Origin of the sequence: Pseudomonas sp. LS_2 (genome assembly GCF_042709235.1) — a bacterium.
In the GTDB taxonomy this organism is placed as follows: Bacteria; Pseudomonadota; Gammaproteobacteria; order Pseudomonadales; family Pseudomonadaceae; genus Aquipseudomonas.
In genome coordinates this window covers 12,164-32,270 of the sequence record NZ_JAVAYC010000015.1, presented here as the reverse complement: position 1 = coordinate 32,270, position 20,107 = coordinate 12,164, and the positions used below count along the sequence as shown (strand labels likewise).

The window sequence follows — 20,107 nt, the reverse complement described above, 5'->3', positions numbered from 1 at the left end:
TGCACGAGTTGGTGACAGCATGATCGAGGTAACCGAGGTTTCCATTGCCGAGCTGCGCGACGCGCTCGAGTCCGGCCGCACGACGGCGGTCGAACTGGTCAAGGCCTACCTGGCCCGGATCGACGCCTACGATGGAGCCGACACCGCCACCGCACTCAATGCCGTGGTGGTGCGCAACCCAGATGCACTCAAGGAGGCCGAGGCCTCCGATGCCCGCCGCGCACGCGGTGAGACCCTTGGCCCACTGGACGGCATCCCCTACACCGCCAAGGACAGTTACCTGGTCAAGGGGTTGACCGCCGCCTCCGGCAGCCCGGCATTCAAAGACCTGGTCGCCCAGCGCGATGCCTTCACCGTCGAGCGCCTGCGCGCCGGCGGCGCCATTTGTCTGGGCAAGACCAACATGCCCCCCATGGCCAACGGCGGCATGCAGCGTGGCGTGTATGGCCGCGCCGAAAGCCCGTACAACGCCGCCTATCTCACCGCGCCATTCGCCTCTGGCTCCTCCAATGGCGCCGGCACCGCCACCGCCGCCAGCTTCAGCGCCTTCGGCCTGGCCGAGGAAACCTGGTCCAGCGGTCGCGGCCCGGCTTCGAACAACGGCCTGTGCGCCTATACCCCTTCGCGTGGGGTGATCTCGGTGCGTGGCAATTGGCCGCTGACCCCGACGATGGACGTGGTGGTGCCCTACGCCCGCACCATGGCCGACCTGCTGGAAGTACTCGACGTAGTGGTCGCCGACGATGCCAACACCCGTGGCGACCTCTGGCGCCTGCAACCCTGGGTGCCGATTCCCGCCGCCTCCAGCGTGCGACCGGCCTCCTACCTTGACCTGGCCGCCGAGGCTGGCGCTCTCAAGGGCAAGCGCTTCGGCGTGCCGCGCATGTACATCAATGCCGATGCCGAAGCGGGCACCTCGGAAAAACCCGGCATTGGTGGCCCGACCGGCCAGCGCATCAACACCCGCGCCAGTGTTATCGAGCTGTGGCAACAGGCGCGCCAGGCCCTGGAAGCGGCCGGGGCGCAAGTGCTGGAAGTGGACTTCCCGCTGGTTTCCAATTGCGAGGGCGACCGCCCGGGCGCGCCGACCGTGTTCAACCGCGGCATCGTCAGCAAGGAGTTCCTGCATGACGAGTTGTGGGAGCTGTCCGGCTGGGCCTTCGACGACTTCCTACGCGCTAACGACGACCCCCGGCTCAACCGCCTGGCCGATGTCGACGGCCCGCAGATCTTCCCTCACGACCCGGGCACCCTGCCCAACCGCGAGGACGACCTGGCCGCAGGCATGGAAGAGTACGTCAACATGGCCAAGCGCGGCCTGAAGTCCTGGGACCAGATCGCCAGCGTGCCGGACGGCCTGCGCGGCCTGGAGCGCACCCGCAAGCTCGACCTTGAGGACTGGATGGATGCCCAAGGCCTGGATGCGGTGCTGTTCCCCACCGTGGCCGACGTGGGCCCGGCCGATGCCGACGTCAACCCGGCCTCTGCCGACATCGCCTGGAGCAACGGCGTCTGGGTGGCCAACGGCAACCTGGCGATTCGTCACCTGGGCGTGCCGACCGTCACCGTGCCAATGGGCGTGATGGCCGATATCGGCATGCCGGTGGGCCTGACCTTCGCCGGCAAGGCCTACGACGACAGTGCCCTGCTGCGCTACGCGGCAGCGTTCGAGTCGACCGGTTCCCGGCGTATCGTGCCGCCGCGCACGCCTGCCCTGGGCTGATCGGCCTTGGGGTGAGCGCACTGCGCCTCACCCCTGCCGCGCCATCACCTCGACCACCCAATCGATGAACACCCGCAGCTTGGCGCCTACATGGCGGTTGGGCGGGTACGCCACGTACAGTGGCATCGGCTCCAGCTGCCAGTCCTCGAACAAGCGCACCAAGCCGCCAGTGGCCAGGTGCGGCCTGGCCATGTAGTCCGGCAGCCACAGCACTCCCAGCCCGGATAGCCCGGCGGCAAGGTAGGCATTGCCGTCGTCCACCGATAGCACGGGCTTGCCCTGCACCTGCAGGCGCTCGTCGCCACGTCGCAAGGCATAGGGCACCGGCTTGCCGGTACGCGCCCAGAGGAACCCCACCACACGCTGTGCCGGGCCTTCCAATTCGGTGGGGTGCAGCGGCGTACCCAATCGTGCCAGGTAGGCGGGCGAGGCATACACACCCAGGCCCAGGTCGGCGACCTTGCGCGCCATCAGCGACTGGTCCATCAGCTCGCCGCCGCGCACCACGCAGTCCACGTGCTCACCGATGATGTCGACGATGCGGTCGCTCACGCCCATGTCGACCTGGATATCCGGGTAACGGCTATGGAACTCGGCTAGCGCCGGCACCAGCACCATGCTTGCCAGTGGGCTCGGCACATCCACCCGCAACTTGCCACGTGGCAGCCTGGCGGCGCCGCTCAGGCTGCCTTCAGCGTCTTCAAGGTCAGCCAGCAAGCGCACCACGCGCTCGTAGAACTGCGCACCGTCGTTGGTCAACCGCACCTTGCGCGTGGTGCGGTTGAGCAGGCGCACCCGCAGGCGGGTCTCCAGTTGCTGCACCAATTGCGTGACCGTGGTACGGCTGATATCCAGCGTGTCGGCAGCCTTGGTGAAACTGCCCGCCTCGACCACTCGGGCGAAGGCGCGCATTGCATCGAAACGGTCCATCTTCAGCCTCGATTGTTTGGCAATAGCAAACAATGATAACCAGACTTGCTCATTTATCGAGCCCGTCTGACTTCGTAGAGTGAACCCATCACCCACTCAAAGGAGATTCACCATGGCTCAACGTGACGTCGTTTTTCCACCGGGGCGCCAGGCCCTGTATGACATCAACCACTACTCCCCAGCGGTTCGTGCCAATGGCCTGCTGTTCGTTTCCGGACAGGTCGGCAGCCGCGAGGATGGCTCGCCGGAGCCGGGCCTCGAAAACCAGGTACGCCGTGCGTTCGCCAACCTGAATGCGATTCTGCAGGCCGCAGGTTGCAGCTTCGCCGATGTGCAGGACGTGCAGTTGTTCATCGTCGACCCGCAGGACAAGTTCAAGACCATCTGGGACTTGGTGCGCGCCGAGTTCTGGGGGGCTGCGCCGTACCCGACAGTGACGGCGGTCGGCGTGACCTGGCTGTATGGCTTCGATTTCGAGATAAAGGTCGTGGCGCGGCTGCCTGAGTAAATTCCCCCTGCGACTTCATCAAGGCTCGCGCCGCCCTTATAGGCTCACCGCTCCTTCATGTACCGCACGGTACCTGTGGGAGCGGGTTTACCCGCGAACACCGGCAATGCCGGTGCCATACACCGCAGCGTCTGCTTCGCGGGTAAACCCGCTCCCACACCAACTTGCGCAATCCTTGCAGTTACGAGAGAGACAGTTAGTCCTCTAGGTACCGCCTTGCTCTCAGGCGCCACGCCCCCATTCAAGACCGTCACATTCCCCTGTTCTAATAGTCCCCATGGCAATCCAATGGCTTTGGATCGCCCAAGCCCTGACGAAATGCGCCTCGCGCCCTTTCGATATGCGGCAAGTGAAGGCACAATGCGTGTCCTTTTTTTGGCCGGCCTGGCCGGGGGCCTTTGAAATGATCAAGACGCCGTACTACCTCATCGACAAAACCAAGCTGCTGAGCAACATGGAGAAGATCGCCTACGTGCGTGAACACTCCGGCGCCAAGGCCCTGCTCGCCCTCAAGTGCTTCGCCACCTGGTCGGTGTTCGACCTGATGCAGCAGTACATGGATGGCACCACATCCTCCTCGCTGTTCGAGCTCAAGCTTGGCCGCCAGAAGTTCGCCGGCGAGACCCACGCCTACAGCGTGGCCTGGGCCGACGACGAGGTCGAGGAGATGCTGGAGAACTGCGACAAGATCATCTTCAACTCCATCGGCCAGCTCCAGCGCTTCGCAGAGCAGTCACAGGGCAAGGTCCGTGGCCTGCGCGTCAACCCGCAGGTGAGCAGCTCCGACTACCTGCTGGCCGACCCGGCACGCCCGTTCAGCCGCCTCGGTGAGTGGGACCCGGCGAAGATCGAGCAGGTGATCGAACAGATCTCCGGTTTCATGTTCCACAACAACTGCGAGAACGGCGACTTCGGCCTGTTCGACAAGATGCTCACCCACATCGAGGAACGCTTCGGCCACCTGCTGCACCAGGTGGAGTGGGTCAGCCTGGGTGGCGGTATCCACTTCACTGGCGAAGACTATGCCGTGGACGCGTTCTGCGCGCGCCTGAAAGCCTTCTCGGAAAAATACCGCGTGCAGGTCTACCTGGAGCCCGGCGAAGCCGCTATCACCAACAGTGCCTCGCTGGAAGTGACCGTGCTCGATACCCTGTACAACGGCAAGCACCTGGCCGTGGTCGACAGCTCCATCGAAGCGCACCTGCTCGATTTGCTGATCTACCGCCTCAACGCCAAGATGGCCCCCAACGACGGCGAGCACACCTACATGGTCTGCGGCAAGTCGTGCCTGGCCGGCGACATCTTTGGCGAGTACCAATTCGATCGTCCGCTGGCCATCGGAGATCGCCTGTCGTTCATCGACACGGCCGGCTACACCATGGTCAAGAAAAACTGGTTCAACGGTCTGAAGATGCCGGCCATCGTGGTCAAGCAACTCGACGGCAGCGTCGAGGTGGTACGCGAGTTCGGTTTCGAAGACTACGTTTCCAGCCTGTCGTAAGACCGGCTTTCAGTAAGGAGCAAGGGATAAATTGAAGAAGAACGTTCTTATCATTGGTGCAGGAGGTGTCGCCAAGGTGGTGGCCCACAAGTGCGCGCAGCATAACGACGAACTCGGTCGTATTGCCATTGCGTCGCGGAACATCTCCAAATGCCAGGCCATCATCGACAGCGTCAAGGCCAAGGGTAGCCTCAAGGTACCCGCCGACATCCAGGCCTTCTCGCTCAATGCCCTCGATGTCGAGGCAACCAAGGCGCTGATCCGCGAGACCGAATCGCAGATCGTCATCAACGTCGGTTCCGCCTTCCTCAACATGTCGGTGCTGCGTGCCTGCATCGATACCGGTGTCGCCTACCTGGACACCGCCATCCACGAAGAGCCGGGCAAGATCTGCGAAACCCCGCCGTGGTACGGCAACTACGAGTGGAAACACCTCGAAGAGTGCCAACAGAAGAACATCACCGCCATTCTTGGTGTCGGTTTCGACCCGGGTGTGGTGAACAGCTACGCGAAGCTCGCGCAGCAACAGTATTTCGACCGCATTGACTCGATCGACATCCTCGACGTCAACGCCGGCTCCCATGGCAAGTACTTCGCCACCAACTTCGACCCGGAAATCAACTTCCGTGAATTCACCGGTCAAGTCTGGAGCTGGCAGAACAGCCAATGGACCAGCAACACCATGTTCGAGGTCAAGCGCACCGACGACCTGCCGGTGGTGGGTTCGCAGAACCTCTACCTGACCGGCCACGACGAAGTGCACTCGATCTCGAAGAACCTGAACGTGCCGAACGTGCGTTTCTGGATGAGCTTCGGCGAGCACTACATCAACGTGTTCACGGTGCTCAAGAACCTCGGCCTGCTCTCCGAGCAGCCAGTACGCACCGCCGAGGGCCTGGAAGTGGTTCCGCTGAAAGTGGTCAAGGCCGTACTGCCCGACCCGGCCTCCCTGGCCCCGGGCTACACCGGCAAGACCTGCATCGGCGACCTGGTCAAGGGCACCAAGGATGGCCAGCCACGGGAAGTGTTCATCTACAACGTGGCCGACCATGAAGAGGCCTACGCCGAGACCGACAGCCAAGGCATCTCCTACACCGCTGGCGTACCACCGGTAGCCGCCGCACTGCTGGTCGCCCGTGGCCAGTGGGACGCTGGCCGCATGGTCAACGTCGAGGAACTGCCGGCCGAGCCATTCCTCAAGGCCCTGGACGTGATGGGCCTGCCGACCCGCGTCAAGGATGAGAAAGGCGACCGTCCTTGGGACGCTGAAGCCTGAGTCATGCTGTATCGGCCCCGCGATGGGGCCGATACCTCTCCTGCTTTTTCCTCACTGCCCCTCTTTCACCCGACTGTCCAGCCGCTGCACCAGCGCCTCGGCCAACGCCTTGTCGGAAAACGGGTTCTGCCCGGTAATCAGCTCACGGTCGACCACCACATTGGGCATCCATTCCTTGGCGTAGCTCATCGCACCGCCAGCACCCGCCATGGCCTTGGCGGGGTAGAACAGCAGGCGCTCATCCTTCAACGACCCTTCGAATACCTGTTCCTCCGGATCCGAGAAGATGGTCATGCGGTAACCCTGGTACACCCAGTTACTGGCCGCCGGGATTTCGCCGCGGGCCAGCGCGGCCTGGTAGGCGACCGGATCCTTCTGCGCCGAGAGCAAGGCGATGGGGCCATGGCAGATAGCAGCGGTCGGCTTGCCGGCCTGGTTGAAATGGCGCAGCAGCGTGCCGACGTCGGGGTTGCTGGCCAGGTCGATCAGCGGCGCATGGCCACCGGGGATGAACAGGCCGGCGTAGCGGTCCAGGCCACCGGCCAGTACCTCTTTCACCGACAGCGTGTCATCGATGCCGGGCAGCCCCTGCACCAGCTTCTGGATACGCTGCATTTCCTGGGTATCGCCGGCGAAGTACTGCGGGTCGAGCGAGCGTGCGTCGGCTGTCGGCGCGTTGCCCTTCGGTGTGACCAGTACCAGGGTGTAGCCAGCCTTGAGCAGGCGGTCGGCCGGCACGCCAAACTCGTTGAGGTAATAGCCGGTGGCGTAGTGCTTGCCGTCTTGCAGTGGCAGTTGCTGCTCACTGGACAGCAGCACCAGCACTTCGCCCTTGGACGCCGCGCTGGCGGTGCTACCAAGCAACATGCCGGCCAGTGCCAGGGCAACGGGGGTGATCTTTTGCATGAGGCCGTTCCTGTTCAGTTGAAGGGGGCAATATCGAGAGGCTGGGCCAGGTGCACCTGGGTCGGCGCAGCCAGCCATCCGTTGGTGGCGACGCGGTACGCCTGGTAATGCGGGCTCTGGCGGTGGGCCTCGACGGCGTCGGCGTCGACATAGAGTTCGAACAGCTCGAAGGCCAGTACCTCACCCTCACGCCGGAACAGGTCGTAGCGCAGGTTGCCAGGCTCGGCACGGGTATGGCGGACCATTTCGCGCAGGGCATCCTCCACCGCGTCGCGGTGCTCTGGCCGGGGCTGGATGGTGGCAAAGATACTGATGGACATTGCGGGCCTCCGAGGGCGCGTTCGATTGAAGTGCGCCCATCCTAGCCAGTGCGCTACGATTCGATAATTCGAAAGCTGTTATTTCTTCGATCTAAAAAATGAATATCGCCAATAAAGACATCAACCTGCTGCTGGTTTTCCACATGCTCTACCAGGAGCGCAACGCCACCCTGGCTGCCGAGCGCATGGCCCTCAGCCAGCCGGCCCTGAGCCACAAGCTGAACAAGCTGCGCCACCAGTTCGGCGACCCGCTGTTCGTCCGCGCCCCACGCGGCCTCACCCCGACGCCCCGCGCCCATGAGCTGGCGCCCGAAGTGCAGCGGCTGGTGGAAGAACTGCAAGCCTTCTTCGAGCGCTGCGATGGCCAGGACTTCCTCACCCGCCCTGCCCGCCTGCACCTCTACAGCACCGACTACCTGGAACAGACCCTGCTGCCCGAATTGCTGCCGATCCTGCGCACCCAGGCTCCGAACCTGACGCTCATCACCCACAACACCCGCGGCCAATTACCACGCGAGGCCCTGGAAAAAGGCACCTGCGACCTGGCCATCGCCGGTTTCTACACCGACCTGCCCGAGACCTTTCACCAGCAGCGTCTACTCAGCGAAGACTTCGTGGTGCTGGCCTCACGCGGCAACCCCAGGCTCAGCGCGGGTCTGGACCTGACCAGCTTCGTGGCTTGCGAGCACCTGCTCACCACCCTCACCGGCGACCTCGATGGGCTGGTCGACCGCGCCTTGCGCAGCCTGGGCCACAGCCGCCGAGTAGCCGCAGGGCTGTCGAGTTTCCTCGCGCCCACCCGGTTGATACGCGGCACCGACCTGCTGTTGACCTGCTTGCGCTCAGTGGCCGAAGAGGCGGTAGACCGCGATGACGACCTGCGCCTTTACCCACTGCCGCTGACCCTGCCACGCATAGAGGTGATGCAGATCTGGCACGAGCGTACCCATGTCGACCCGCTGCGGCGCTGGTTCAGGAAGCAGCTGTGGGACGTGGCGGCAAGGCGGCGAGAATAGCAACAAGCCCACACCAAACGGCCGCTTGCAAATCGGCCAGCAGCGGAATACTGTATGGACAACCAGTATCCCAGGGCATTTCCCATGCAGCTCATCGCCAAGCTCGGCATCCTCGCCGACGCCGCCAAGTACGATGCATCCTGCGCCAGCAGTGGCGCGCCCAAGCGCAGCTCTCGCGGCCAGGATGGGCTTGGCGCTACCAATGGCATGGGCATCTGTCACAGCTTCACCCCCGATGGGCGCTGCGTATCGCTGCTCAAGGTGCTGCTCACCAATTTCTGCCTGTACGACTGCCAGTATTGCGTCAACCGCCGTTCCAGCAACGTGCCGCGGGCGCGCTTCAGCCCCGAGGAAGTGGTGCGCCTGACCCTGGATTTCTACCGGCGCAACTGCATCAGCGGCTTGTTCCTGAGCTCGGGCATCATCCGCTCGGCCGACTACACCATGGAGCAACTGATTCGCGTGGCACGGCTGCTGCGTGAGGAGCATGGCTTCCGTGGCTATATCCACCTCAAGACCATTCCCGACGCCGACCCGTTGCTGATCGAGGAAGCCGGGCGCCTGGCCGATCGCCTGAGCGTCAATGTCGAGCTGCCTACCGACGCCAGCCTCAAGCGCTTGGCTCCGGAAAAACACGCCCACACCATTCGCCAGGCCATGGGCGTGATTCACCAGGGCCAGCAAGCCGTGGCCGGCGAGCCGCGTGCACCGCGCTTTACCCCGGCCGGGCAGAGCACCCAGGTGATCGTCGGCGCCGACACCACCGACGACAGCACCTTGCTGCGCAATGCCGAGTCGCTGTACCAGGGCTACGGGCTCAAGCGCGTCTACTACTCTGCCATCAGCCCCATCCCCGACAGCCCCGACAGCGTGCCCCTGGCCGCCCCGCCGCTGCGGCGCGAACACCGCCTGTACCAGGCCGACTTCCTTATGCGCGGTTATGGCTACAAGGCCGGCGAACTGCTGAGCCAGGCCGGCAACCTGGCGCTGGACATCGACCCGAAGCTGGCCTGGGCGCTGGCCAACCGCGAGGTGTTCCCGCTGGATGTGAACCGCGCCGAGCCAGCCTTGCTGGCGCGCATTCCCGGCATCGGAATACGCAGCGTGCAGCGCCTGGTGGCACTGCGCCGGGAGCGACGGGTGCGCTATGACGACCTGATCCAGCTGCGCTGCGTCCTGGAAAAAGCCCGCCCGTTCATCGTCACCAGCGACTACCGCCCGGCCCAGGCGGAGCTGCGCAGCGGCCTGTTACGCGAGCGCCTGCGCGAACCGCAAGCCCCACTACAGATGGGGTTGTGGGGGTGATATCGCTCGATTGCGACAACCTGTTCAGCATTTGGCGCGACCAGGCGCGGGTGCTGCTCGGGCATGGCATCGACCCTGCCGAGGTTACCTGGAACCAGGGCCCTATCGACGACCTGCTGGCAGCCCACGTGCCATTGCCCGACGGCCCAGGCCCTTTCCGCGCCAAGGTACCTGCGGCGTTGCTGGGACAACTGGAGCAAGCCGCCCGTTACCACGGCGAGCAACGCTGGAGCTTGTTGTACGAAGTGTTATGGCGCGTCGCCCACGGGGACCGCACCGCGATGCTCGCCGGTGACCGCCTGGGCAGTGAATTGCAACGACGCATCAAGCAGGTTGGGCGCGAGGCCCACCACCTTCACGCCTTCGTGCGCTTCGTACCGCTGCCGGAACCCCTTGCCCAGCACCTGCAGCTGGATATGGTGGCGTTCCACGAGCCGGCCCACGACATCCTCGAAAGCGCCAGCGGCCACTTCGCCGAACGCCTTGGGCGCCTGCGCTGGCTGATTGCGACACCTCGGGACGGTATCCGCTACGACGGCCAGGCCCTGGACTACCGTCGACACTGCCCCGAAGACTGGCGTCAATGGGCGCAGCATGCCGAAGACCCCGGTGCCGACCTGTGGCGGACCTACTACCGCTCCACCTTCAACCCAGCCCGGCTCAACCCCAACGCCCTGCGCCTGCACATGCCGGGGCGCTTCTGGCGGCATTTGCCCGAAGGCATGCTGATACCCCAGCTCGAGGGCCTGGCGCGCCAAGGCAAGCAGCGTGATGGCCAGGCGCTGGAGGTAGGCTTGCAGCGCGGCAAGCAGGTGCACGGCAAGCCTGTGCAGTCGCCGTGAATCTCTAACGTCTCGCCGGCTGGCGTTCGTGTTGCCATCGGCCAGACGCTGGGCCGTCTGGGTTATGGCCAGAATCAACCCTGCCCGAATAGGTGTGTGCGACATCCTCCCGCACAGCCTCTGCCTCCCTTGGCCATGCAGAGCGGGTTCAATAGGCATGCAGTTGCCCTTGGCATCGCTCAGATGCCTATTCCAGACGGGGCAATTGTGAAAATCTCATTAAATTCTTGGCATACCAGACTTTTTCAAAGCGACAAAACCTGACACAATTATTGCCAATCATTCTCATAATCAATTACACCTTTATTGGCAAGTCTGGGAATCCTTCTCCATGTCGCTGCAAAACCCGCCTACCCGTACCTTCCCCTCTCGTAACCTGCTCGCCCTGGCCGTCTGCATGGCCAGTGCCGGTTCGGCCTTGGCCGATGACGCCAGCCAGGCAAACAAACCGGCACAGCACTCACCTGCACCGCTGGAGCTAGGGGTCACGCAGATCGACGATACCCGCCTGGGCAGCACCACCGAAGGTTCCGGCTCGTACACCACGGGCGCCATGGCCACCGCCACCAAGCTGCCGCTGAGCCTGCGCGAAACCCCACAGGCGGTCACCGTCATCACTCGCCAGCGCATGGACGACCAGGCCATGACCAGCGTCAACGATGTGGTTCGCAACACCCCCGGCCTGTTCCTCAGCCAGTCCAGCGGGCCAGGCCGGCAGACCTATCACGCCCGCGGCTTCGACATCGATAACCTGATGTACGACGGCATTCCCAGCCTGTACCAGGGCTGGACCGTCGGCGCACAGCCAAACCTGGCGATGTTCGACCGGGTCGAAGTGGTGCGCGGCGCCACGGGCCTGGTGACCGGCAGCGGCAACCCTTCGGCGGCGATCAACTTCGTGCGCAAGCGCCCACTGGCCGAACAGAAAGTGACCCTCACCGGCGCCGCCGGCAGCTGGGACGACTACCGCGGCGAGCTGGACGCCTCCAGTCCCTTGAACGACAGCGGCACCCTGCGTGGCCGTGTGGTCACTTCATACCGCGATGCCAACAACTTCCGCGATGACGTGGAAGAGGAACACGGCCTGTTCTACGCCATCACCGAGGCCGACCTGTCCGAAGACACCAGCCTGGCCCTGGGCTTCTCCCACCAGAAAGATCGCAACAACTTCTTCTGGGGAGGCCTGCCGATCGGCACCAACGGCCACCACCTGGACTTGCCCCGGTCGACCAACCCGGGTACCGATTGGGAAGACAAGGACCAGCAGGTCGACACCCTGTTCGCCGAGCTCAAGCATCGCCTGGCCAACGATTGGAAACTGCAACTGACCGCCTCTTACGCAGAGCAGGACGCGCTGTTCTCGGGCTCCTACCAGTCGCGCTACGGCGGCACGCTCGAGCGCACGGTCTACCAGTCGCGTCAGCAAGAGAACCAGGCCGGCGTCGATGCCTTCGCCAGCGGGCCGTTCCAGGCCTTCGGCCGCACCCACGAACTGGTGGTCGGTACCAGCAAGCGCATCTTTGACATGACCACCCGCAACTACTCGCCCTACGACACCGCTTGGCCGCTCAGCGCAGGCAAGCCGAACTTTGTGCACACTGGCAACGTACGTGAAGTCACCACCCAGGATGGCGTGTACCTGACCACCCGCCTGAGCCTGGCCGACCCGCTCAAGCTGATTCTTGGCGGGCGCTTGGACTGGTACGACTACGACAACCGCGATGGCGAAGGCGACTACAAGGTCACCCGCAACGTCACCCGTTACGCAGGCCTGATCTACGAGCTGGATGCCAACCACTCGGTGTATGCCAGCTACAGCGACATCTTCAACCCGCAGGACTCCAAGGACTTCTCAGGCAGCGTGCTCAAGCCGATCGAAGGCAAGAACTACGAAGTGGGCATCAAGGGCGAGTACTTCGACGGCGCGCTGAACGCCAGCCTGGCGGTGTTCCAGGTCGACCAGGAAAACCGTGCGACCCTGGCTGCCAACCAGCTGGGCTGCCCGCAACTGCAATGCTATGAAGCATCAGGGCTGGTGCGTAGCCAAGGTATCGACCTGGAACTGCAAGGTGCCCTCACCCCGCAATGGCAGGTGGGTGCAGGCTTCACCTATACCCGCGCCCATGTGCGCAAGGACGACGCCAACCCGGCCAAGGAGAACAAGGTCTTCGAAAGCGACATTCCCGAGCGCCTGTTCAAACTGTCGACGGTCTACCACTTCCAGGGCCCGCTGGAAAAACTGCGCGTAGGCGGCAACGTCTACTGGCAGAGCCGCATGTACAACGACATCAGTCTGGCCAACAGCGCCAGCTACCGCCTGCAACAGGGCGCCTACGCAGTCACCGACCTGATGGCCGGCTACCAGGTCAACCAGCACCTCGACCTGCAGCTCAATGCCAACAACATCTTCGACCGCCGCTACTACTCGGCCATCGGCTCCGACGTCACCTGGGGCTCCACCGACACCTACGGCAATCCGCGCAACCTGATGCTGACGGCCAAGTACAGCTTCTGACACGCACGCAACCTCAGCCGCGAACCGCCGCCTCGATCGCCGCAATGTCGATCTTGTCCATCTGCATCATCGCCTCGAACGCCCGCTTGGCTGCGGCGCGGTCGGGGCTGGCGATGGCCTCGGTGAGCACCCTGGGGGTGATCTGCCAGGACACCCCCCATTTATCGCGGCACCAGCCACATACGCTGGCTTGCCCGCCGTTGTCGATGATCGCCTGCCAATAACGGTCGGTCTCGGACTGGTCGTCGGTGGCCACCTGGAAAGAAAACGCCTCGCTGTGCTTGAACGTCGGCCCGCCATTGAGGCCCAGGCAGGGAATGCCCATCACGGTGAACTGCACGGTAATGACATCTCCGGCCTTGCCCGACGGGTAATCGCCCGGTGCCAGGTGCACGGCGGTCACCGCGCTGTTGGGAAAGGTCCGGGCATAGAACTCGGCCGCCTCCTGCGCGTTGCCGTCGAACCACAGGCAGATGGTGTTCTTGCTGGTCATGGCAGTGCTCCAAGGTACAGGCATGGAGCTTGAAGTCTAGCGGCCAGGGTACACCGAACCCCGGCGCAGCGATGTGCGGTCAGGGCTGCCGGCTGAACGCCAGGTAGTAGCCGTTGCAGTCACGCACGCCGAACTCCCTGGATCCGTAGGGCATGTCCTGTAGCGGCCAGGCAAGGATTACCCGCTCCTTTACCTGCTCGTGGTAGTGCTCGAGGTCAGTGATGCTCAAGTAGAAAGTGCCTGAACACCCGGGTTCGCTGTTCCAGAGATCGCCCTCGGTGAACACCAGTCGGCAGCCCTGCAGGGTCACGGTGAGAGTGCCCTGCGCCGAGTCGGACACGTTGAAGCCAATGGCCTCGTACCAGTCGCGGGTCTCTTGCAGGTCACGGCAACGCAACAGCGCACTCAAGGGCATGACAACCTCTAGCTCGGGACGATGAGGAGGCACGATCATCCCCTGTAACCGCTGCTGCCAGCAAGGTATGGCTGTATGGTCGGTTTGCCGATGATCTGTATCTCACGCGTACCTCTCGCACGCACTAGCATCGAGCTTTCCAACCCGGTATCGCAAATGAACCCTTGCCTCGACCTCCCTGGCCTTACCCTGCGTCGTCTGGCAGCCGACGACCTCGACATGATCTGCCGCCACCGCCACGCCATGTTCCTCGAAGCAGGCGGCGATGCCACGCAGTTGCAAACCATGAGCGAACACTTTCGCCCCTGGTTGCGCCCGCGCCTGGACGATGGTCGCTACTACGGCTTCGCCCTGCTCGACGCCGGCCAGCCAATTGCCGCGATCGGCCTGATGAGCCTCGACTGGCCACCCCACCCGGCACACCCGAAGGATGAGGCTCGCGGCTATGTATTGAATGTCTACGTCGAACCCAGCCACCGCCGCCGTGGCCTGGCATCGGCGCTGATGAAGCTTGCCGAAACCGAGTTCACCCAGCGCGGGCTGAGCTTTGCCGTGTTGCATGCAACCGACGTCGGCAGGCCCGTATACGAGGCGCTGGGCTGGGGCGCGACGGCGGAAATGGCCAAGCGCATTTGAGCCATTGCGCTACTGGCGTTCAGCAACAGGCAAAAAAATGTAACAGCCTGCCGCTCGCGAGGTCTTACCCATGAACTAGTCTGAAACCCAGTGATGCCGGGCCCCTCTGACGGATTTCCCGCCATGTCGGAATCACTGTTGCCTTGCGCAACGTCGACAATCAAGGAGGGGCTCATGTCAGCTCTGCATACATTCCTCACCACCCCTTTGCTCGGCACCAGCACTTGGCTGTGGCTGGTGTTCGTCGCCATCGTCGTCGGCCTGCTGGTCCTGGACCTGGGCGTACTGCACCGCGAAGACCGCGAAATCGAAATGCGCGAAAGCCTGCTGTTGTACGCGGGCTACTTCAGCGTCGGCGTGCTGTTCGGTGTCTGGGTCTGGTACGAGCTGGGCAGCCAGTCGGCGCTGGAGTTCTACACCGGGTTCCTGGTCGAGCAGTCGCTGTCGATGGACAACGTGTTCGTCATGGCGATGATCTTCAGCTTCTTCGCCATCCCCCGCCGCTACCAGCACCGGGTGTTGTTCTGGGGCATCCTCGGCGTGGTGGTGCTGCGCGCGATCATGATCGGCGTGGGCGCGGCGCTGGTGCAGAACTTCGAGTGGGTGCTGTACATCTTCGGCGCGTTCCTGCTGTTCACCGGGGTGAAGATGGCGCTCTCCAAGGAAGACAGCCACCCCGACCTCGCCAACAACCCGGTGCTGCGCTTCGTGCGCCGCCACATGCGCGTCACTGAAAAGGTCCACGGCAAGCACTTCTTCGTGCACCTTACGCCCCCTGGCCAAAACAAGGCGGTGCGCTACGCCACGCCGTTGTTCCTCGCCCTGGTGTTGATCGAGCTGGCCGACCTGGTATTCGCCGTCGACAGCGTGCCGGCGATCTTTGCCATCACCCAGGACCCGTTCATCGTCTACACCTCGAACATCTTCGCCATCCTGGGCCTGCGTTCGCTGTACTTCGCCCTCGCGGCGCTGATGCACCGTTTCGTCTACCTCAAGTACGCCCTGGCGCTGGTGCTGATCTTCATTGGCTGCAAGATCTTCTACCACGGCCTGGTCGGCAAGGTGCCTGCATTGCTGTCCCTGGGGGTGACCTTCGGCCTGCTGTTCGGTGGCGTGGTGCTGTCGCTGTTCAAGACTCGCCGCGACCCGCCCCCACCCACGGCCATCGTCGATACACCGACAACCGACGAACAGGCAACGGCCCCGGTCGCCGACAAGAAAGCGCCTGGCGTGACCGAAACCGGAGGGTAACGAAGAAGGCCTTTGGGGGTGAATCGCCCCCAAAGGCCATGTCCATTTTTGTGCGCAATGCACCAAACCCGCCCACTCAGTATCCGCCTTACCCCTTCCCAGCCCTGGTGCCACAAGGCCCTGCGGCACCTGGCACGCCACCTGCTAGTGCCAGCCCTCGGGCTTTTTCCAGACTTAGTTTTTTTAACGTTTATGGGCACATATTTAATAATTTATCGTTCCCCGCCCACGCCCCATGATCGCTTCCAACAAGAAAGCGTCGTTCTCTGCCGACGCGCAACCGGGCACCTGTGAAGTGCCCATCCTTGCCTTGGAGTCCGTCATGACCAGCGCAGCCACATCGGCACCTCTCATAGAAAAACACACGATCGGATACGTGCCCCCGCAAGACCGCCATGGAAAGGTAAGGGACCTGTTCACCCTGTGGTTCGGCGGCAACATCGCGCCGCTGCCCATCGTCACCGGCGCCTTGGGCGTACAGCTGTTCCACCTGAACCTGGTGTGGGGCATCGTCGCCATCCTGGTCGGGCACCTGGTCGGCGGTGTGTTGATGGCATTGCACTCGGCCCAGGGACCGCAAATGGGCATCCCGCAGATGATCCAGAGCCGAGCCCAGTTCGGCTCGCTCGGCGCCCTGCTGGTGGTGGTGATCGCCGGGGTCATGTACATCGGCTTCTTTGCGTCCAACATCGTGCTGGCAGGCAAATCGCTGCATGGCGTGGTCGAGAGCGTGCCGGTACCGGTGGGCATCGTCATCGGCGCGCTGGGCTCGGGCATCATCGGTATCATCGGCTACCGCTTCATCCACGTGCTCAACCGCATCGGAACCTGGGTGCTGGGCATCGGCATCGTGGTCGGCTTCGGCTACATCTTCAGCCACGTGCAAAGCGACGACTTCCTCACCCGCGGCGGCTTCAACCTGGCCGGATGGCTGGCGACCGTGTCCTTGGCAGCGTTGTGGCAGATCGCTTTCGCCCCCTATGTATCGGACTACTCGCGTTACCTGCCGGCCGACGTGAAGGTGTCCTCGACGTTCTGGACCACCTACCTGGGCTCGGCCCTGGGTTCGAGCCTGTCGTTCATCTTCGGCGCCGTGGCGGTGCTGGCGATTCCAGCCGGCATGGACACCATGGACGCGGTCAAGCTCGCCACCGGCGCCCTCGGCCCGCTGATGCTGGTGCTGTTCCTGCTCAGCGTGATCAGCCACAACGCCCTCAACCTGTATGGCGCGGTGCTGTCGATCATCACCCTGGTACAGACCTTCGCCTACCGCTGGATCCCCACCGCCAAGACCCGCGCCGTGCTGTCGCTGCTGGTGCTGGCCGCCTGCTGCGTGGTGGCGGTGTTCGCCTCGTCCGACTTCATCGGCCATTTCGTCGACATGGTGCTGGTGCTGCTGGTGGTATTGGTGCCATGGACGGCGATCAACCTGATCGACTTCTATGCCATTCACAAGGGCGAGTACGACATCGCCTCGATCTTCAAGGTCGATGGCGGCATCTACGGCCGCTACAACCCGCAGGCGCTGATCGCCTACGCGGTGGGCATCGTGGTGCAGATTCCGTTCATGAACACGCCGTTGTATGTAGGGCCGGTATCCGAGTACATCAATGGCGCTGACCTGTCGTGGCTGGTGGGGTTGGCGGTGACCACGCCGCTGTACTGGTGGCTGGCCAGTCGGGATAGTGCTTACCGCCGTCGCCAGGTGGGAGCGAAGTTGGCTGGTGTTTGAAACAGGATGGCCCGCCGTGGCGGGCCTTCTTCGGCTGATAACACTTTGAGAGATTTCCCACATCACTAAGCGAAACCGCCGATACGGAGTTCGAGAACCAGCTGCGCAATGGCCTGTACCTGACGACAAGCAAGGAGATCCGCATACAACGCGACAATCTTCCCGCACAAACCGCCATCCTGCAGTCTGGCACTGCGCAAGGCAGTTTCGGCGACAGTTCTGCCACCCGTTTCGTCATCGAGAAGAAGCTCGACAAGGATGGCCGGGAACTACGCAAGCAACAGCAGTTCCGCTCGTTCGGCGTGGAGGTCGTCGACGCCAGGGTCATGCACATCGATCCCACCCCCCAATACCAGGAGCGGATGGTGCTGGTGCAAAAGGCATTGGCCGAACTGGCAGTGGCCCGACAGAACCGGCTCAAGGAGCAGCTATATGGGCTGCTACCGATGAAGCCCGTAGATCCCCGCTGCGATGCAGGTAAGAACGAGCCCTCCGATCATCATTAGCTCGCCAATAAACAGCCGTCGCCTTATGTCTGCTGGAAAGCACTGCACTTCATGCGCATCAAGTTCGCCACGCCTGATGTGGATGCCGGGCCTGGCCAGAATTCCGCTAATCATTCCCAGTAACACCCATCGAGACCAAAGCGCAGTCGTCCCCCATAAGCATTCCTGAAGTTTGAGCCAATGACTGCTGGACAATGCGCCCATGGCTCGCTCGAATTCACGCCCCCAGGCAAGCCACACAAGCAAAGCCATCCCAATCAAAAAGCTGGCGGCTGGCCCCAATAGGAAGAGCATCTGATAGCCCACCGCCCAACTGCGCGGATCGGGGATCAATGAGATGTCCATTCGTAAATGACCTCCCCCATCGACTCACCCACTCGCCGAGGGCGCCTGGAACTGCGCAGCAGGCGCCGCAGAGGTCTTGGGTGGTTGTGCGACCGGCACCCCACCGGTCAGCGGCGCCACGACACGGTTATTGCCACTGGGGCAACCGCAATCTACCAACGCACCGTCCACCGCCACGGGTAGACCGTTGGAAATGAAGAACGGCACCCCTTCGACAATGGTGCCGACCTTGCCGCACTCAGGGCACGGCGTGGTGCTGTCACCCTGGCGCAGCACCTCCCGACCGTTCGAGCGATAGCCAATACCGCCGGCGATACAGATGGCGCCGGTGGTCGTGGTATCGCCATCCAGCGCCTGGCCTTTGCCATTCAAATTGACACGAAGCATGTGCAGGTTCCTTTGCGTGAAAGCTCGGGAACCTAGCAGGTGCAAGGTCGGGTATTGCCTAGGCCAGGCTTAAATAGATGATTCCTACAATTACGCAGGATATTTCGACAATCCGAACTACCCTGCGTTACTTCTCAAAACTGCACTTCTCAAGACTGCCCGCTACGCAACATCTCCTTGGGCACGTGCTTGCCAATCTCATACTTGCCTATCGCCGCCCGGTGCACTTCATCTGGCCCATCGGCCAGGCGCAGGGTGCGCTGCATGGCATACATGTAGGCCAGCGGGAAGTCGCCGCTCACCCCTGCCCCGCCATGCATCTGAATCGCCCGGTCGATCACCTGCAGCGCCACGTTCGGCGCGACTACCTTGATCTGCGCGATCTCGCTGCGGGCCACCTTGTTGCCCACGGTGTCCATCATGTACGCCGCCTTCAGGGTCAGCAGGCGGGCCATGTCGATCTCCATGCGCGAGTCGGCGATCTTGTCGACGTTACCGCCCAGGCGCGCCAAGGGCCGACCGAATGCGGTACGACTGACCGCGCGCTTGCACATCAGCTCAAGGGCGCGCTCGGCCATGCCGACCGAACGCATGCAGTGGTGGATACGGCCTGGGCCAAGGCGCCCCTGGGCAATCTCGAAGCCGCGGCCTTCACCGAGAATCACGTTCTCGTAGGGCACCCGCACATTCTCGAACAGCACCTCGGCGTGGCCGTGGGGCGCGTCGTCGTAGCCGAATACCGGCAGCGGGCGGACGATCTTCACGCCCGGTGTGTCGGTGGGCACGAGAATCATCGAATGCTGCTGGTGACGCGGGCCTTCTGGGTCGGACAAGCCCATGAAGATCATCACCTTGCAACGCGGGTCGCAGGCGCCTGAGGTCCACCATTTGCGGCCATTGATTACCCATTGGTCACCCTCGCGTACGGCGGTGGCGGCCATGTTGGTGGCGTCCGAGGAGGCCACGTCCGGCTCGGTCATGGCGAATGCCGAGCGGATCTCGCCGCGCAGCAAAGGCTCCAGCCACTGCTGTTTCTGCGCCTCGCTGCCGTAGCGCACCAGCACTTCCATGTTGCCGGTGTCCGGTGCCGAGCAATTGAACGGCTCGGGGCCCAGCAGCGAGCGGCCCATGATCTCGGCCAGCGGCGCGTACTCCATGTTGGTCAGGCCCGCGCCATACTCTGACTCGGGCAGGAACAGGTTCCACAGCCCCTCGGCCCGGGCCTTGGCCTTGAGTTCCTCCATGATTGCGGTGGGCTGCCAGCGATCGCCCTCGGCGACCTGGCGCTCGAACACCGGTTCTGCGGGGTATACATGGGCATCCATGAACGCGGTGACGCGCTCGCGCAGAGCGTGGACCTTGGGCGTATAGGCGAAATCCATCGGGGCTACCTTCAAGGGATGAAGAACATGCAGCAGAGCCTAGAGCAGCACAGGCCCATCCACCTAGTCTATTTTCAGCGTGTATTAACATTCATAACCGATATATGATCGACCGATA

20 protein-coding genes are annotated in these 20,107 nt (G+C 63.1%); 12 read left to right on the top strand and 8 right to left on the bottom strand.

The features are described from left to right. Window positions 1-19: 19 nt before the first annotated feature. Window positions 20-1,723, top strand: a complete 1,704-nt coding sequence (locus tag RAC97_RS15165) for an amidase (protein ID WP_375099296.1) — start codon at window positions 20-22, stop codon at window positions 1,721-1,723. Window positions 1,724-1,750: 27 nt separating this feature from the next. Here RAC97_RS15165 and RAC97_RS15160 read toward each other — a convergent pair whose 3' ends face one another. Next, entirely contained in the window at window positions 1,751-2,653 is a 903-nt protein-coding gene (locus RAC97_RS15160; protein ID WP_375099295.1) for a LysR substrate-binding domain-containing protein, read from the bottom strand. Between the two features lie 112 nt (window positions 2,654-2,765). Between RAC97_RS15160 and RAC97_RS15155 the strand changes: the two genes are divergently transcribed. The 3 genes from RAC97_RS15155 (at window position 2,766) to RAC97_RS15145 (ending at window position 5,938) form a co-directional block, all read left to right on the top strand. Further along, entirely contained in the window at window positions 2,766-3,161 is a 396-nt protein-coding gene (locus tag RAC97_RS15155) for a RidA family protein (RefSeq protein WP_375099294.1), read from the top strand. Between the two features lie 403 nt (window positions 3,162-3,564). Next, window positions 3,565-4,662 carry a carboxynorspermidine decarboxylase gene (locus RAC97_RS15150; protein ID WP_375099293.1) on the top strand — a complete coding sequence of 366 codons (1,098 nt, stop codon included), beginning with the start codon at window positions 3,565-3,567 and terminating at the stop codon, window positions 4,660-4,662. Between the two features lie 31 nt (window positions 4,663-4,693). Next, window positions 4,694-5,938 (top strand): saccharopine dehydrogenase family protein, encoded by a 1,245-nt coding sequence (locus RAC97_RS15145; RefSeq protein ID WP_375099292.1) that lies wholly within the window; start codon window positions 4,694-4,696, stop codon window positions 5,936-5,938. Window positions 5,939-5,989: 51 nt separating this feature from the next. Here RAC97_RS15145 and RAC97_RS15140 read toward each other — a convergent pair whose 3' ends face one another. Next, window positions 5,990-6,844: a type 1 glutamine amidotransferase domain-containing protein gene (locus tag RAC97_RS15140; protein ID WP_375099291.1), complete on the bottom strand. Its 855-nt coding sequence runs from the start codon at window positions 6,842-6,844 to the stop codon at window positions 5,990-5,992. Window positions 6,845-6,858: 14 nt separating this feature from the next. After that, window positions 6,859-7,164 (bottom strand): putative quinol monooxygenase, encoded by a 306-nt coding sequence (locus tag RAC97_RS15135; protein WP_375099290.1) that lies wholly within the window; start codon window positions 7,162-7,164, stop codon window positions 6,859-6,861. A 98-nt stretch (window positions 7,165-7,262) separates the two neighbouring features. Here RAC97_RS15135 and RAC97_RS15130 point away from each other — a divergent pair, with 98 nt between their 5' ends. The 4 genes from RAC97_RS15130 to RAC97_RS15115 all read left to right on the top strand — a co-directional run bounded on the left by RAC97_RS15130 (window position 7,263) and on the right by RAC97_RS15115 (window position 12,842). Next, entirely contained in the window at window positions 7,263-8,180 is a 918-nt protein-coding gene (locus RAC97_RS15130; RefSeq protein ID WP_375099289.1) for a LysR family transcriptional regulator, read from the top strand. 84 nt (window positions 8,181-8,264) lie between these two features. Continuing rightward, entirely contained in the window at window positions 8,265-9,485 is a 1,221-nt protein-coding gene (locus RAC97_RS15125) for a putative DNA modification/repair radical SAM protein (RefSeq protein ID WP_379671496.1), read from the top strand. Further along, on the top strand, window positions 9,476-10,327 hold the full coding sequence (locus tag RAC97_RS15120; RefSeq protein ID WP_375099288.1) for a TIGR03915 family putative DNA repair protein: 852 nt from the start codon (window positions 9,476-9,478) through the stop codon (window positions 10,325-10,327). The genes RAC97_RS15125 and RAC97_RS15120 overlap by 10 nt, the downstream gene beginning before the upstream one ends. A 331-nt stretch (window positions 10,328-10,658) precedes the next feature. After that, window positions 10,659-12,842, top strand: a complete 2,184-nt coding sequence (locus tag RAC97_RS15115; protein WP_375099287.1) for a TonB-dependent siderophore receptor — start codon at window positions 10,659-10,661, stop codon at window positions 12,840-12,842. Between the two features lie 13 nt (window positions 12,843-12,855). On the opposite strand, the gene RAC97_RS15110 is transcribed toward RAC97_RS15115, so the two are convergent. Next, complete coding sequence (locus RAC97_RS15110; protein ID WP_375099286.1) at window positions 12,856-13,335, bottom strand: VOC family protein; 480 nt, start codon at window positions 13,333-13,335, stop codon at window positions 12,856-12,858. 79 nt (window positions 13,336-13,414) lie between these two features. Beyond that, on the bottom strand, window positions 13,415-13,750 hold the full coding sequence (locus RAC97_RS15105) for a bleomycin resistance family protein (RefSeq protein ID WP_375099285.1): 336 nt from the start codon (window positions 13,748-13,750) through the stop codon (window positions 13,415-13,417). A gap of 156 nt (window positions 13,751-13,906) precedes the next feature. Here RAC97_RS15105 and RAC97_RS15100 point away from each other — a divergent pair, with 156 nt between their 5' ends. The 4 genes from RAC97_RS15100 to RAC97_RS15085 all read left to right on the top strand — a co-directional run bounded on the left by RAC97_RS15100 (window position 13,907) and on the right by RAC97_RS15085 (window position 17,875). Beyond that, window positions 13,907-14,386, top strand: a complete 480-nt coding sequence (locus RAC97_RS15100; RefSeq protein ID WP_375099284.1) for a GNAT family N-acetyltransferase — start codon at window positions 13,907-13,909, stop codon at window positions 14,384-14,386. A 174-nt stretch (window positions 14,387-14,560) separates the two neighbouring features. After that, the gene (locus RAC97_RS15095; protein WP_375099283.1) at window positions 14,561-15,637 is read left to right on the top strand and encodes a TerC family protein; all 1,077 of its coding nucleotides are present in this window, start codon (window positions 14,561-14,563) and stop codon (window positions 15,635-15,637) included. Between the two features lie 322 nt (window positions 15,638-15,959). Then, entirely contained in the window at window positions 15,960-17,369 is a 1,410-nt protein-coding gene (locus RAC97_RS15090) for a purine-cytosine permease family protein (RefSeq protein ID WP_375099282.1), read from the top strand. A gap of 101 nt (window positions 17,370-17,470) precedes the next feature. Then, window positions 17,471-17,875: an SPFH domain-containing protein gene (locus tag RAC97_RS15085; protein WP_375099395.1), complete on the top strand. Its 405-nt coding sequence runs from the start codon at window positions 17,471-17,473 to the stop codon at window positions 17,873-17,875. On the opposite strand, the gene RAC97_RS15080 is transcribed toward RAC97_RS15085, so the two are convergent. From RAC97_RS15080 to RAC97_RS15070, 3 genes are all read right to left on the bottom strand, one after another. After that, window positions 17,810-18,220 (bottom strand): hypothetical protein, encoded by a 411-nt coding sequence (locus RAC97_RS15080; protein ID WP_375099281.1) that lies wholly within the window; start codon window positions 18,218-18,220, stop codon window positions 17,810-17,812. The two genes, RAC97_RS15085 and RAC97_RS15080, sit on opposite strands and share 66 nt — an antisense overlap. A 24-nt stretch (window positions 18,221-18,244) precedes the next feature. Then, window positions 18,245-18,607 (bottom strand): PAAR domain-containing protein, encoded by a 363-nt coding sequence (locus RAC97_RS15075; RefSeq protein ID WP_375099280.1) that lies wholly within the window; start codon window positions 18,605-18,607, stop codon window positions 18,245-18,247. Window positions 18,608-18,756: 149 nt separating this feature from the next. After that, a complete protein-coding gene (locus tag RAC97_RS15070) occupies window positions 18,757-19,989 on the bottom strand; it encodes an acyl-CoA dehydrogenase (RefSeq protein WP_375099279.1) in 1,233 nt (410 codons plus the stop codon). Window positions 19,990-20,107 lie beyond the last annotated feature (118 nt).